Source organism: Pseudomonas sp. 22085 (genome assembly GCF_052045815.1).
Lineage (GTDB): Bacteria > Pseudomonadota > Gammaproteobacteria > Pseudomonadales > Pseudomonadaceae > Aquipseudomonas > Aquipseudomonas glycinae.
This window is the reverse complement of the sequence record NZ_JBQEQA010000002.1, coordinates 50,427-64,721: the sequence shown is the minus strand read 5'-3', so window position 1 is coordinate 64,721 and position 14,295 is coordinate 50,427. Positions and strand designations below refer to the sequence as shown.

Below are 14,295 nucleotides of genomic sequence, written 5' to 3'. Positions count from 1 at the left end.
GGTCAGGCAACCGTCAGGGCGGACACCACCAGATCGCAGCTGCGCTGGGCGTATGCCGTCAGCACGATGCGGATCTGCGGCAGGTCACGGGCGAGGACGGCGGCGAGCAGGCGTTCGAACAGTTCGAGGAATTCGCTCATCTCGGCCTTGCGCTGTTCCAGCGCGAGGAAATACGCACGGCTCATGGCCGGTTGCAGGTTCTCGACGGTTTCCTGCAGGTACGGGTTGTTGGCGAACGGATACGCGGCGCGCATCACGTTGAAACTGTCGTCGACGAAGGTGCGGATGTCCTGACGCTCGTAGCTGGCGGTCAGGCGTTGCTGGATCTGCACGAACGGCGCCATGTCAGCATGCGTCTGCCAGCCATTGGCCACGGCGTTGCCGAGCAGGATGTACAACTCGCTCATCAACGTGCACAGGCTCTGCACCTTGTGCGCCGTCAGTTCGGTGACGTGGGCGCCGCGGCGCGGCAGGATCGCGATCAGGTGACGGCGCTCGAGGATCAGCAAAGCTTCGCGGACAGAGCCGCGGCTGACGTTCAGCGCCAGCGTGACCTTTTGTTCCTGGATGCGCTCTCCCGGCTTCATTTCGCCGCGAATGATCCGTTCGGCGAGGTGGTGAGCGATTTGCTCGGCGAGGCTGTCCGGCGCCTTGAACGTCATGGTTGTCCTTCAAACTCTTCGATCTGCACAAGCGGCGCAGTGTAGCGCAATGCGCGGTCATGGCGGAGTGCCCGCACAGCGGTTTTTGGCACGAATCCCGCAAAAAAGCGCTTGATCCAATGAGGGTCAATACTGAAGAGACACGAGGTTGAGCGACAAAACGGTTTTTCCTGACCTTTAAGTCAGAAAACCATTGACCGAAAAGTCAGACCTGCTAAATTCGGCTCAAGTCGCTCAACAACAATAATGAGTCTGCGAGGCCTTCCGTGATCCAGTTTTTACTTAACCAGGAACTCCGTAGCGAGCACGCCCTGGACCCGAACCTGACTGTGCTCAACTACCTGCGCGAACACGTGGGTAAATCCGGCACCAAAGAAGGCTGCGCCAGCGGAGACTGCGGCGCCTGTACGGTGGTGGTCGGCGAGTTGCAGACGGATGACGATGGCCGCGAGCACATTCGCTATCGCAGCCTCAACTCGTGCCTGACGTTCGTTTCGTCGCTGCACGGCAAGCAATTGATCAGCGTCGAAGACCTCAAGCACAAGGGCGAACTGCACAGCGTGCAGAAAGCCATGGTCGAGTGCCACGGTTCGCAGTGCGGTTTCTGCACCCCTGGTTTCGTGATGTCGCTGTTCGCCCTGCAAAAGAACAGCGATGCACCGGATCAGGCCAAGGCCCACGAAGCGCTGGCCGGCAACCTCTGCCGCTGTACCGGCTACCGGCCGATCCTCGCCGCCGCCGAACAATCCTGCTGCGCCAAGCAACCGGACCAGTTCGACGCCCGGGAAGCGGAAACCATCGCCCGCCTCAAAGCCATTGCCCCGACGTCGATCGGCGAACTCAACAGCGGCGACAAACGCTGCCTGGTGCCGCTGACCGTGGCCGACCTGGCCGATCTCTACGACGCTTATCCACAGGCCCGCCTGCTGGCCGGCGGCACCGATCTGGCGCTGGAAGTCACGCAGTTCCACCGCACCCTGCCGGTGATGATCTACGTCGGCAACGTCGCCGAGATGAAGCGCATCGAGCACTTCGAGGATCGTATTGAAATCGGCGCTGCCACCGCCCTCTCCGACTGCTATGAAGCGCTGAACGCCGAGTACCCGGACTTCGGCGAACTGCTGCACCGCTTCGCCTCCCTGCAGATCCGCAACCAGGGCACTTTGGGCGGCAACATCGGCAACGCCTCGCCGATCGGTGATTCGCCACCGCTGCTGATCGCCCTCGGCGCGCAGATTGTGCTGTGCAAGGGCGAGACCCGCCGCACGCTGGCGCTCGAGGATTACTTCATCGATTACCGGGTCACTGCGCGTCAGGAAAGCGAGTTCATCGAAAAGATCATCGTGCCTCGCGCCACGGCCGAGCAGCATTTCCGCGCCTACAAAGTCTCCAAGCGTCTGGACGACGACATCTCTGCCGTCTGCGCCGCGTTCAACCTGCGGGTCGAGAACGGCGTAATCACCGACGCCCGCGTCGCCTTCGGCGGCATGGCCGCGATCCCGAAACGCGCCGCTCACTGTGAAGCCGTGCTACTCGGTCAGCCGTTCAACAACGCTGTGATCGAACGTGCCTGCACCGCGCTGGGCGAGGATTTCACCCCGCTTTCGGACTTCCGCGCCAGCAAGGAATATCGCCTGCTCAGCGCGCAGAACCTGCTGCGCAAATACTTCATCGAACTGCAAACACCGCACATCGAGACTCGGGTGACCGCTTATGTCTAACCATCACGGCGTAGAGAAAACGCAAGCTGAACTGGCTGAACTGTTCGCCAAGGACCTGACCACCGGTGTCGGCCGCAGCGTCAAGCACGACAGCGCCGCCAAGCATGTGTCCGGTGAAGCGCAGTACATCGATGACCGCCTGGAATTCCCCAACCAGTTGCACGTTTACGCGCGGTTGTCGGATCGCGCGCACGCGAAAATCATCAGCATCGACACCCAGCCTTGCTACGCCTTCGAAGGTGTGCGCATCGCCATTACCCACGAAGACGTACCGGGCCTGAAAGACATCGGCCCGCTGCTGCCGGGCGATCCGCTGCTGGCCATCGATGACGTGCAGTTCGTCGGTCAACCGGTGCTGGCCGTGGCCGCCAAGGATCTGGAAACCGCACGCAAGGCCGCCATGGCCGCGATCATCGAATACGAAGATCTGGAGCCGGTGCTGGACGTGGTCGAAGCCCTGCGCAAGCGCCATTTCGTGCTCGACAGCCACACCCATCAGCGCGGCGATTCGACCACGGCTCTGGCCACGGCCGAACATCGCATTCAAGGCACGCTGCACATCGGCGGCCAGGAACACTTCTATCTGGAGACCCAGATCTCCTCGGTGATGCCAACCGAAGACGGCGGCATGATCGTCTACTGCTCGACCCAGAACCCCACCGAAGTGCAGAAACTGGTGGCTGAAGTCCTCGACGTGTCGATGAACAAGATCGTGGTCGACATGCGCCGCATGGGCGGTGGTTTCGGCGGCAAGGAAACCCAGGCCGCGAGCCCGGCGTGCCTTTGCGCGGTGATCGCGCACCTCACCGGCCAGCCGACCAAGATGCGCCTGCCGCGTGTCGAAGACATGCTGATGACCGGCAAGCGTCACCCTTTCTACGTCGAGTACGACGTCGGTTTCGACAGCACCGGGCGCCTGCACGGCATCGCGATGGATCTGGCCGGTAACTGCGGCTGCTCGCCTGACCTGTCGGCCTCGATTGTCGACCGGGCGATGTTCCACTCGGACAACTCGTACTACCTGGGCGATGCGACCATCAACGGTCACCGCTGCAAGACCAACACCGCGTCGAACACCGCATACCGTGGTTTCGGCGGCCCGCAAGGAATGGTCGCGATCGAAGAAGTGATGGACGCCATTGCCCGTCACCTGAACCTCGATCCGCTGGCCGTGCGCAAGGCCAACTATTACGGCAAGACCGAGCGCAACGTCACCCATTACTACCAGACCGTCGAGCACAACATGCTCGAAGAGATGACCGCCGAGCTGGAAGAAAGCAGCCAGTACGCCGAGCGCCGCGAAGCGATCCGTCGCTACAACGCCAACAGCCCGATCCTGAAAAAAGGCCTGGCGCTGACCCCGGTGAAATTCGGCATTTCCTTCACTGCCAGCTTCCTCAACCAGGCAGGTGCCTTGGTGCACGTCTACACCGACGGCAGCATCCACCTGAACCACGGCGGCACGGAAATGGGCCAGGGCCTGAACACCAAAGTCGCCCAGGTCGTGGCCGAAGTGTTCCAGGTGGAAATGGACCGCGTGCAGATCACTGCGACCAATACCGACAAGGTGCCGAACACCTCGCCGACCGCGGCCTCCAGCGGCGCCGACCTCAACGGCAAAGCGGCGCAGAACGCTGCCGAGACAATCAAGCAGCGTCTGGTCGAATTCGCAGCCCGCCACTACAAGGTCAGCGAAGAAGACGTGGAATTCCACAACGGCCACGTACGGGTGCGTGACCACATCCTGACCTTCGAAGCGCTGATCCAGCTGGCGTATTTCAATCAGGTTTCGCTGTCGAGCACCGGGTTCTACAAGACCCCGAAAATCTACTACGACCGCAGCCAGGCCCGTGGCCGGCCGTTCTACTACTTCGCCTTCGGCGCGGCGTGTTGCGAGGTGATCGTCGACACCCTGACCGGCGAGTACAAGATGCTGCGTACCGACATCCTCCACGACGTCGGCGCCTCGCTGAACCCGGCCATCGATATCGGCCAGGTCGAGGGTGGTTTCGTTCAGGGCATGGGCTGGCTGACCATGGAAGAACTGGTCTGGAACAACAAGGGCAAGCTGATGACCAACGGCCCGGCCAGCTACAAGATCCCGGCCGTGGCGGACATGCCGCTGGACCTGCGGGTGAAGCTGGTGGAAAACCGCAAGAACCCGGAAGACACGGTGTTCCACTCCAAGGCTGTGGGTGAACCGCCGTTCATGCTCGGCATCGCCGCGTGGTGTGCGATCAAGGATGCGGTGGCCAGCCTTGGCGATTACAAACATCAGCCAAAGATCGACGCGCCGGCGACCCCGGAGCGGGTGTTGTGGGGCTGCGAGCAGATGCGCCAGCTCAAGGCGGTGAAAGCCGTCGAAGCTGAAACCGAGGTTGTTTGATGATCGTTCCCACGCTCTGAGAGGTGAGATATGTACAACTGGATCGACGCCCTCGCCGACCTGCAGAACCAGGGCGAACCCTGCGTTCTGGTGACGATCATCGAAGAGCTCGGCTCGACGCCGCGCAATGCCGGCTCGAAAATGGTCGTCAGCGCCCGCCAGACGTTCGACACCATCGGTGGCGGGCACCTGGAGTACAAAGCCATGCAGATCGCCCGCGACATGCTCGCCAGCGGCAGGCAGGACACCCATCTGGAGCGCTTCAGCCTCGGCGCCAGCCTGGGCCAGTGCTGCGGCGGCGCCACGGTGCTGCTGTTCGAACCGATGGGCCAGGTGCAGGCGCAAATCGCGGTGTTCGGCGCCGGTCATGTCGGCCGCGCGCTGGTACCCTTGCTCGCCAGCCTGCCCTGCCGGGTGCGCTGGATCGATTCCCGGGAAGAGGAATTCCCCGAACAGATTCCCCACGGCGTGCGCAAGATCGTCGCCGAGGAACCGGTGGATGAAATCGACGACCTGCCCGCCGGCAGCTACTGCATCGTCATGACCCACAATCATCAACTGGATCTGGAACTCACCGCCGCGATCCTCAAGCGCAACGACTTCACCTGGTTTGGCCTGATCGGCTCGAAGACCAAACGGGCCAAGTTCGAACATCGCCTGCGTGACCGTGGTTTCGACGCCAGCGTCGTGCAACGCATGCGCTGCCCGATGGGCATCGGCGAAGTCAAAGGCAAGTTGCCTGTGGAAATCGCCATCTCCATCGCCGGCGAAATCATCGCCACCTATAACGCCAATTTCGGCCAGCACACCGCCAGCGCCGAACCGATTGCCAAACTGCTGCCGGTTTCGCGCCGCAGTCAGGCCGCCACACTCAAAGCCTCAAACTGATTAGAGAACCCTCATGCCTCTGACTCGCAAAGCCTACCGCGCCGCCATCCTGCACAGCATCGCCGATCCTGCCGAGGTCGGCATCGAAGCCTCCTACGAGTATTTCGAGGACGGCCTGCTGGTGGTCGATGACGGCAAGATCAGTGCCCTCGGCCACGCCAGCGAACTGCTCCCGACGCTGCCGGCGGACATCGAGATCACCCATCACAAGGATGCGCTGATCACCCCGGGCTTCATCGACACCCACATCCACCTGCCGCAGACCGGCATGGTCGGCGCCTATGGCGAGCAACTGCTGGACTGGCTGAACACCTACACCTTCCCGTGCGAAAGCCAGTTTGCCGACAAGGCCCACGCCGATGAAGTGGCGGACATTTTCATCAAGGAACTGCTGCGCAACGGCACCACCACCGCGCTGGTGTTCGGCAGCGTGCACCCGCAGTCGGTGAACTCGTTCTTTGAAGCGGCCGAGAAGCTCGACCTGCGAATGATCGCCGGCAAGGTGATGATGGACCGCAACGCGCCGGACTACCTGACCGACACCCCGGAATCGAGCTACGTCGACAGCAAGGCGCTGATCGAGCGCTGGCACGGCAAGGGTCGTCTGCACTATGCAGTCACCCCGCGTTTCGCCCCGACCAGCACCCCGGAACAGCTGATGCTCGCCGGCCAGTTGCTCAGCGAATACCCGGATCTGTACATGCAGACCCACATCAGCGAAAACCTCAAGGAAGTCGAATGGGTCAAGGCGCTGTTCCCGGAGCGCAAAGGCTACCTCGACGTCTACGATCACTATCAATTGCTCGGCGAGCGCTCGGTGTTCGCCCACGGCGTGCACCTGTGCGACGACGAATGCGCACGCCTGGCGCAGACCGGTTCGGCGGTCGCGTTCTGCCCGACCTCGAACTTCTTCCTCGGCAGCGGCCTGTTCAACCTGCCAATGGCCGAGAAGCACAAATTGAATGTCGGCCTCGGGACTGACGTCGGCGGCGGCACCAGTTTCTCGCTGCTGCAAACCCTGAACGAAGCCTACAAGGTGATGCAGTTGCAAGGCGCACGCCTGAGTCCGTTCAAGTCGCTGTACCTCGCCACCCTCGGCGGCGCGCGGGCACTGCGCCTGGAAGACAAGATCGGCAACCTGCAACCGGGCTCCGACGCCGACTTCCTGGTGCTGGACTACAACGCCACGCCGCTGCTGAGCTACCGCTTGAAGCAGGCCAACAACATTGCCGAAACGCTGTTCGTGCTGATGACCCTGGGCGATGACCGCACTGTGGCTCAGACCTATGCGGCGGGTGCGCTGGTGCACCAGCGCTAACTGATTGCTCGATCGTTCCCACGCTCTGCGTGGGAATGCCTCTGGGGACGCTCCGCGTCCAGTGACGCAGAGCGTCACGGGCTGCATTCCCACGCGGAGCGTGGGAACGATCAGGAGAGCAAAAAAATCCCCCGGTACTTTGCAGTCCGGGGGATTTTTATTGCCTGTCAGATTGCTATCGCTGGCGAGCCAGCTCCCACAGGGTTTTATGGTGTTCACCAGAATTGCGTCACACCGCAAATCCTGTGGGAGCTGGCTTGCCAGCGATTGGGGTCGACGCGGTCTGACTTAGAGCTTGGCCGCCGGCCGCCCCGGCTTCTTGGTCTGCAACAGATGTGAGAACACTGCATGCAGATCGTCCGAAGCGCTTTCCTCGTCGAGGTTGAGCTTGCTGTCGATGTGATCCATGTGATGCATCATCAAGTCCACTGCCAGCTCGCCGTTGCGCGCTTCGATGGCGTCGATCAACTGAGTGTGCTCATCGTAGGAACAGTGCGAACGGTTGCCGCTTTCATATTGGGCAATGATCAGCGAGGTCTGCGAAACCAGGCTGCGCTGGAAACTGATCAACGGCGCGTTCTTCGCCGCTTCGGCCAGTTTCAGGTGGAATTCACCCGAGAGACGGATGCCGGCACCGCGATCGCCACGGGAGAAGCTGTCGCGCTCGTCGTTGACCATCTGGCGCAGTTCGGCGATCTGCTCGGCCGTGGCGTGCTGCACCGCCAGTTCAGTGATCGCGCGTTCCACCAGACGCCGGGCGAGGAACACCTGACGCGCTTCTTCGACGCTCGGGCTGGCGACGACCGCGCCACGGTTCGGCCGCAACAGCACCACGCCTTCATGGGCCAGACGCGAGAGCGCGCGGCGAATGATGGTGCGGCTGACCCCGAAAATTTCCCCCAGCGCTTCTTCGCTCAACTTGGTGCCGGGCGCCAGGCGTTGTTCGAGGATGGCCTCGAAGATATGCGCATAGACAATATCGTCCTGGGTTCCGCTGCGGCCGGCTTTGCCTGCTCGCGGTTGTTTCTTGAGGGGTTGCAACTGTTCGTTCATGGGCACTCGAGTCGGGAAGAACGCGGCGAATTGACCGTGACTGTAATACGGCACAGTAGGTCGCTGGCAAGTATCGCGTAAAAAACAGCGCGATTGTACACAATGGAAGGTGGCAACACGACTGTACGGCTGTTTGTGGCTACGGCTGTATTGCAACGCTCCGTTACGTTTGAGTTTAGGCTTGATCGCAGAATCCGCGATCCCTGTGGGAGCGAGCTTGCTCGCGATAGCGGTTGGACATTCAACTCCAATGTCGACTGTTCCGCCGTCATCGCGAGCAAGCCCGCTCCCACAAGGGTTTCGCGTAGCAGCAAATATCTTCATTGGTACAAGGAATACCCCTGTCATGAACGAAATCACCCACACCCGACTGCGCCCGCTGGCGGACACATCGCCCTCCGCCATTGTTGCCGGGTTCATCGCGATGATGACCGGCTACACCAGTTCGCTGGTGCTGATGTTCCAGGCCGGACAGGCGGCCGGCCTGACCACCGGGCAGATTTCGTCGTGGATCTGGGCGATCTCCATCGGCATGGCGGTGTGTTCGATCGGCCTGTCGCTGCGCTATCGCACGCCAATCACGATTGCCTGGTCGACACCCGGCGCGGCGCTGCTGATCACCAGCCTCGGCGGCGTTACCTACGGCGAAGCCATCGGCGCCTACATCACCTGCGCGGTGCTGGTGACCATTTGCGGCCTGACCGGCAGCTTCGAACGGCTGGTGAAAAAGATCCCGGCCTCCCTCGCCGCCGCGCTGCTGGCGGGGATTCTGTTCAAGATCGGCAGCGAAATCTTCGTCGCCGCACAACACCGTACCGGCCTGGTGTTGGGGATGTTCTTCACTTATCTCATCGTCAAACGCCTGTCGCCACGCTATGCGGTGCTCGCCGCGCTGCTGATCGGCACCGCGCTGTCGGGCTTCATGGGGCTGCTGGACTTCAGCGGCTTTCATCTGGAAGTGGCGACACCGGTCTGGACCACGCCGCACTTTTCTCTGGCTGCGACCATCAGCATCGGCATCCCGCTGTTTGTTGTAGCCATGACCTCGCAAAACATGCCCGGCATCGCCGTGTTGCGCGCCGATGGCTACAACGTCCCGGCCTCGCCGCTGATCACCTCCACCGGCATCGCTTCTCTGTTGCTGGCGCCGTTCGGTTCCCACGGCATCAACCTGGCGGCCATCAGCGCGGCGATCTGCACCGGGCCCCATGCCCATGAGGATCGCAACAAACGCTACACCGCTGCGGTGTGGTGCGGGATTTTCTACGGGATTGCCGGGGTGTTCGGCGCCACGCTGGCGGCACTGTTCGCCGCGCTGCCCAAGGAACTGGTGCTGTCGATTGCAGCACTGGCGCTTTTCGGCTCGATCATCAACGGCTTGAGCATCGCCATGACCGAGGTGAAGGAACGGGAAGCGGCGCTGATCACCTTCATGGTCACGGCGTCGGGGCTGACGCTGTTTTCCATCGGTTCGGCGTTCTGGGGGATTGTCGCGGGGGTGCTGACCTTGCTGATCCTCAACTGGCGCAAGGCCTGAGGCCTGGTTAAAAAGCAGGCATAAAAAAACGGCGACCCTCGGGTCGCCGTTTTTTTTCAGTATCACTTGGCCGCGTTGATCGGCTTTTCCGGATACCAGACGTCCAGCAGCGGGCTGATTTCAGTGCTGGTCAGCTCGGAGCGGGTTTTCAGCCAGGCTTCCACAGCAGCGCGCTGCTCTTCGGTGACCGAGCCACGCTTCTGCAGGCAAACCAGACCGAAGTCGTCGCCGCCGACATAGCCCAGACCGTTGGCTTCCATGGCTTCTTTGATGAATGCTTCGAGGAAAGCGTCAATGGCTTCTTCGGACAGGTCTTCTTTGAAGCCCAGGTTCAGTTCGAAACCCAGCTCTTGAAATTCATCGACGCACAGTTTTTTGCGCAGACGCTGGGAACGGTTAGTCGCCATTGGAACAATCCTCTTAAGTAATTACGGCCGGCACTTTACCAGTTTAAGCCGGCGATTGCCCGCCTATCCGGGACGTGCGTGCGACCGCCTGTAAAAAAATAACGAATTGGCGCCCTTGCGAAAGGCCCAAGCTGTTGCACCTTGGGGCATAATGCCGACACTTTCATGACCACTGAGGGCCTTTTTATCCATGTCCTCGTCTTTTTTCCCCTCGGCTGTAGGGTTTTATTTCATATGATCAAATCGTTGCGTCCTCTGCTCCTGGCCGGTCTTCTTCTGCCGCTGGCCTTGCCCGTCTCCGCTGCCACCATCAACACCGCCCTGACCCCCAACGTCGAAAAAGCCCTCAAGGCCAGCAAGCTGCAGCCCACTGCCCTGTCGCTGGTGATGGTGCCGCTGGACGGCCCGGGCACGCCGACCGTGTACAACGCCGACGTGTCGGTCAACCCGGCCTCGACCATGAAACTGGTCACCACCTACGCAGCGCTGGAAATGCTCGGCCCCAATCATCAGTGGAAAACCGAGTTCTACACCGACGGCGACCTGAACGGCGGGATCCTCAACGGCAACCTCTACCTCAAGGGCGGCGGCGATCCGAAGCTGAACATGGAAAAACTCTGGCTGCTGATGCGCGACCTGCGTGCCAACGGCGTGACCCAGGTCACCGGTGATCTGGTGCTCGACCGCAGCTTCTTCGTGCAGCCGCAACTGCCGGAATTCAACGATGACGGCAACGACGAGAACAAGCCGTTCCTGGTCAAGCCGGATTCGCTGCTGGTCAACCTCAAGGCCCTGCGTTTCGTGGCCCGCAACGACAATGGCCGGGTGCTGATCTCGGTCGAACCGCCGATTGCCAGCATCAACATCGAAAACACTGTCAAAGCGCTCAACTCCAAACAATGCACCGGCGGCGTGCGCTACAACCCTGTGCCGCAGGCCGATGGCAGCGTGACCGTGACCGTGGCCGGCCAGTTGGGCGAAGGCTGCAGCTCGCAGACTTACCTGTCGCTGCTCGACCATGCGACCTACACCGCCGGCGCCGTGCGGGCGATCTGGAAAGAGTTGGGCGGCAGCATCCAGGGCAAGGATCGTCTGGCCCCGACCCCGAGCAGCGCGAAAGTGCTGGCCCGTGCGTTCTCGCCGGATCTGGCGGAAATCATCCGCGACATCAACAAATACAGTAACAACACCATGGCTCAGCAGCTGTTCCTGAGCCTGGGCCAGAAATTCCGCAACGACGCCGACGGCGATGACGCCAAAGCCGCGCAACGCGTGGTGCGTCAGTGGCTGGCGAAGAAAGGCATCACCGCGCCGCATCTGGTGATGGAGAACGGTTCCGGTCTGTCGCGTTCCGAGCGGGTCAGCGCCCGGGAAATGGCCAACATGCTGCAAGCGGCCTGGCACAGCCCATATGCTGCCGAGTACATCAGCTCGCTGCCGATCGCGGGCACTGACGGCACCATGCGCAAACGCCTGAAGACCACCGCGATGCGCGGCGAAGCTCACGTCAAGACCGGCACCCTGAACACGGTACGGGCAATCGCCGGCTTCAGCCGCGACGTCAACGGCAACACCTGGGCGGTGGTGGCGATCCTCAACGACAAGGCCCCGTTCGGCGCGTCGTCGGTGCTGGATCAGGTACTGCTGGATCTCTATAAACAGCCGCGGACGCCGCAGACTGCTTCGGTTCTGTAACCCATTAAATGATTGTTCCCACGTCGAGGCGTCGAACCGTCCGCGTGGGAATACAGCCCGTGACGCTCTGCGTCACTGGACGCGGAGCGTCCCCGGAGGCATTCCCACGCAGAGCGTGGGAACGATCAGGTGGCAGAGGGGCTCAGTTCATCTGCCGCTCGACCCGATCCCGTCCGCCCTGCTTCGCCGCATACACCCCGGAATCCGCCCGCAGCAACAGCGCGTCCGCGCCCTCACCCGGTCGCCAGCTGGCAATCCCGAAACTGGCCGTCACCACCCCCACCACGTCGATCGGTGCACTGCGCAGGCTGTGCCATAACTCCTCGGCCAGCATGTGGGCGTGATCGCCGTCGATGTCCGGGCACAACACCATGAACTCTTCGCCACCCAAGCGGCAGAACACGTCGGTACGCCGCAGCCGGTGACCGATGCGCTCGCAGACCGCCTGCAACACGCGGTCGCCCACCGCATGACCGTACTGATCGTTGATCCGCTTGAAGTGGTCGATGTCGAGCATGATCACCGACAACTCGCCTCCGCCGCGCTCGACCCGGGCCATTTCGGTGGTCAGGCGCTCCTGGAAATAGCGCCGGTTGTGAATGCCGGTCAGGGAATCGGTCACCGACAGCGCGCGCAGCTCTTCTTCCACCCGTTTCAGGTCGGAAATATCCGAAATATAGCCATGCCACAGCACCCCGCCGCCCGGCAGTTCCTCCGGCGTCGCCTCGCCGCGAACCCAGCGCAGGCCACGCTCGGGCAATTGCACACGATACTCCTCACGCCATGGGCTGAGATTGTCCGCCGAAGCACGGATCGACTTGCGCACGCGGCTGACATCCTGCGGGTGGATGCGGGTGAAGATCGCTTCGGCGTTGAGCAGCAGCACGTCCGGCTCCAGCTCATAGATCTCGCGGATACCGTCGCTGGCGTAGATCACGCTGAAGCGTCCGTCGAACTCCATTTTGAATTGATAGATCCCGCCGGGAACGTGGGCACTGAGCTTCTTCAACAGCACGTCCCGCGCGGCCAGGGCTTCATGCACGCGCTTGCGCTCGGTGATGTCGATGCAGATCGCCAGATGGCCGACCCACAGCCCTTGTTCGTCCAGCACCGGGGTGGCCAACATGTTCACCGGCAGGTGGCTGCCATCCTTGCGCACCAGCGTCCATTCCCGCGCTTCGTGCCCGCCGACTTCGCCGCCCTCCACCAGCATCGCCTGACAGGTCGGAATGGCCTTGCCATAACGGGCGCTGAGTTCCGCCGCGCGGGCCACCAGTTCCCGGGGAAAGTGCAGGTTTTCCAGGGTCATGTGGCCGACCACTTCGTTGCTGTGATAACCGAGCATCTGCTCGGCACCGGGGTTGAAAGTGTTGATCACTCCGCGCAGGTCGGTGGCGATGATTGCAACCTGGGTCGCCGCGTTGAGCACCCCGCGCAACTGACCGTGGGTGCCGCGCAGTTCCTGCTCGCGCTCATGCAGTTCCTGAGTGCGCAACTCGACCATGCGCAACGCACGCTGGCGCTGGCTGACCAGCACATAAAGCAGCGCGCTCAGCAGCAGACTGAGCAACCCGCCCAGCACCACTACGCTGCCCACCGACGAATGGTTGGCCTGCATGAACGCTTCGCTGGGCAGGATATCTACCTGATAGTCGTGATCGGCCATGCGCACCAGCCGGGTCGCCGACAGATCACTCTGCGCCGGTTCATTGGTCGATTCGAACAGCACTTCATGCTGATCAGTGGTGGACAGATCGAGGATGCGCACCGACAGATAGTCATGAAATGCATCCGGCAAGCCGTCTGCCAGCAGCTGACGCATGCTGATGACAGCCATCACGTAGCCGTATGATCTGGGCTCGCCTTCGCGTAACACAGGTGCCACCAGCAATACGCCGCGTGCGTATGCCGGCTCGATACCGACCAGATGCATCGGCTGCGACACTGCCAGACTGCGAAGCTGGTCGGCGCGCTCCAGGGTCGAGCGGCGCAACGGCTGAGCCAGCAAGTCGTAACCCAGCGGAGAACCGAGCCGGCTCTGGGTCTGGCTGTACACCACGACGACGTACTCATCGCGGGCCGAGGCCAGTTGCAGTTCGCCGCGCGCATTGAGTTCGCGCACGCTGAAGGTGCTCAGGCCCTCATCTCGCACGCGCTGCTCGAAGGCGGCACGTTCGGCACCGCTCACCCTCAAGGCAAACGAATAAGCCTGGGTGCGCAGCAATAGAGGATGGGTGTAACCGTCGAATTCGGCGCGGGACACCGATTCGGAGTTGGCGAAGAACCGGCGCAGGCCATCGAGACGCTGCTCCTGATCCTGAAAACGTTCTTCGATGCGGCTATAGCGTTCGTTGGCCAGCAGCTGAAAGCGTTGGCGCAACTGGCTGTGAAACTGATTGAGGGTGCCCCAGGCGAGCAGCCCCGTAAGAATTCCGCCGGCGAGCAATACCAGCACCCCGACCAGCCAGGCCGAGACGTCTTCGCTGATAAAACCCAATATCTTCGGGCGCACGGGGTGCAACGACATAAAAGCCACTCACTACGTCAGCATCTGCGGGAAAAACCCCATCGGCCGTGTGTGAGTTATAGCTATTAGCCACTAATTTGGCTAGCTCTGAACGGATCCAA

10 protein-coding genes are annotated in these 14,295 nt (G+C 61.8%); 6 read left to right on the top strand and 4 right to left on the bottom strand.

Translation table 11 applies throughout. From position 1 onward, the window contains the following. Window positions 1–2: 2 nt before the first annotated feature. On the bottom strand, window positions 3–662 hold the full coding sequence (locus ACTJK7_RS02660; protein WP_440780235.1) for a GntR family transcriptional regulator: 660 nt from the start codon (window positions 660–662) through the stop codon (window positions 3–5). 266 nt (window positions 663–928) lie between these two features. Between ACTJK7_RS02660 and xdhA the strand changes: the two genes are divergently transcribed. Genes xdhA through guaD form a run of 4 tightly spaced genes read left to right on the top strand, consistent with a single transcriptional unit; the run spans window position 929 to window position 6,975 of the window. Continuing rightward, window positions 929–2,383 carry a xanthine dehydrogenase small subunit gene (gene xdhA, locus ACTJK7_RS02655; protein ID WP_440780234.1) on the top strand — a complete coding sequence of 485 codons (1,455 nt, stop codon included), beginning with the start codon at window positions 929–931 and terminating at the stop codon, window positions 2,381–2,383. Next, window positions 2,376–4,769: a xanthine dehydrogenase molybdopterin binding subunit gene (gene xdhB, locus ACTJK7_RS02650; protein WP_102686948.1), complete on the top strand. Its 2,394-nt coding sequence runs from the start codon at window positions 2,376–2,378 to the stop codon at window positions 4,767–4,769. The genes xdhA and xdhB overlap by 8 nt, the downstream gene beginning before the upstream one ends. A 30-nt stretch (window positions 4,770–4,799) precedes the next feature. Further along, entirely contained in the window at window positions 4,800–5,657 is an 858-nt protein-coding gene (gene xdhC, locus ACTJK7_RS02645; protein ID WP_085655244.1) for a xanthine dehydrogenase accessory protein XdhC, read from the top strand. Window positions 5,658–5,670: 13 nt separating this feature from the next. Further along, window positions 5,671–6,975 (top strand): guanine deaminase, encoded by a 1,305-nt coding sequence (guaD, locus tag ACTJK7_RS02640; protein WP_108560526.1) that lies wholly within the window; start codon window positions 5,671–5,673, stop codon window positions 6,973–6,975. A 288-nt stretch (window positions 6,976–7,263) separates the two neighbouring features. Here guaD and ACTJK7_RS02635 read toward each other — a convergent pair whose 3' ends face one another. Continuing rightward, window positions 7,264–8,028, bottom strand: coding sequence for a GntR family transcriptional regulator (locus ACTJK7_RS02635; RefSeq protein ID WP_064378756.1), 765 nt, complete (start codon window positions 8,026–8,028; stop codon window positions 7,264–7,266). A 346-nt stretch (window positions 8,029–8,374) separates the two neighbouring features. On the opposite strand from ACTJK7_RS02635, the gene ACTJK7_RS02630 reads away from it, so the two are divergent. After that, on the top strand, window positions 8,375–9,565 hold the full coding sequence (locus tag ACTJK7_RS02630) for a benzoate/H(+) symporter BenE family transporter (RefSeq protein ID WP_108560520.1): 1,191 nt from the start codon (window positions 8,375–8,377) through the stop codon (window positions 9,563–9,565). A 62-nt stretch (window positions 9,566–9,627) separates the two neighbouring features. On the opposite strand, the gene ACTJK7_RS02625 is transcribed toward ACTJK7_RS02630, so the two are convergent. Further along, window positions 9,628–9,972, bottom strand: a complete 345-nt coding sequence (locus ACTJK7_RS02625; RefSeq protein WP_039770011.1) for a YggL family protein — start codon at window positions 9,970–9,972, stop codon at window positions 9,628–9,630. A 234-nt stretch (window positions 9,973–10,206) separates the two neighbouring features. Here ACTJK7_RS02625 and dacB point away from each other — a divergent pair, with 234 nt between their 5' ends. After that, window positions 10,207–11,667, top strand: a complete 1,461-nt coding sequence (dacB, locus tag ACTJK7_RS02620) for a D-alanyl-D-alanine carboxypeptidase/D-alanyl-D-alanine endopeptidase (protein ID WP_039770010.1) — start codon at window positions 10,207–10,209, stop codon at window positions 11,665–11,667. A gap of 142 nt (window positions 11,668–11,809) precedes the next feature. Here the strand turns inward: dacB and ACTJK7_RS02615 are convergent, their stop codons facing one another. Continuing rightward, entirely contained in the window at window positions 11,810–14,194 is a 2,385-nt protein-coding gene (locus tag ACTJK7_RS02615; RefSeq protein WP_064378755.1) for a sensor domain-containing diguanylate cyclase, read from the bottom strand. Window positions 14,195–14,295 lie beyond the last annotated feature (101 nt).

Excerpts from the sequence above, each read along its gene's own strand:
- ACTJK7_RS02660 (WP_440780235.1), bottom strand. The coding sequence starts at position 662 with ATGACGTTCAAGGCGCCGGACAGCCTCGCCGAGCAAATCGCTCACCAC.
- xdhB (WP_102686948.1), top strand. The coding sequence starts at position 2,376 with ATGTCTAACCATCACGGCGTAGAGAAAACGCAAGCTGAACTGGCTGAA.
- xdhC (WP_085655244.1), top strand. The coding sequence starts at position 4,800 with ATGTACAACTGGATCGACGCCCTCGCCGACCTGCAGAACCAGGGCGAA.
- guaD (WP_108560526.1), top strand. The coding sequence starts at position 5,671 with ATGCCTCTGACTCGCAAAGCCTACCGCGCCGCCATCCTGCACAGCATC.
- ACTJK7_RS02635 (WP_064378756.1), bottom strand. The coding sequence starts at position 8,028 with ATGAACGAACAGTTGCAACCCCTCAAGAAACAACCGCGAGCAGGCAAA.
- ACTJK7_RS02630 (WP_108560520.1), top strand. The coding sequence starts at position 8,375 with ATGAACGAAATCACCCACACCCGACTGCGCCCGCTGGCGGACACATCG.
- ACTJK7_RS02625 (WP_039770011.1), bottom strand. The coding sequence starts at position 9,972 with ATGGCGACTAACCGTTCCCAGCGTCTGCGCAAAAAACTGTGCGTCGAT.
- dacB (WP_039770010.1), top strand. The coding sequence starts at position 10,207 with ATGATCAAATCGTTGCGTCCTCTGCTCCTGGCCGGTCTTCTTCTGCCG.
- ACTJK7_RS02615 (WP_064378755.1), bottom strand. The coding sequence starts at position 14,194 with ATGTCGTTGCACCCCGTGCGCCCGAAGATATTGGGTTTTATCAGCGAA.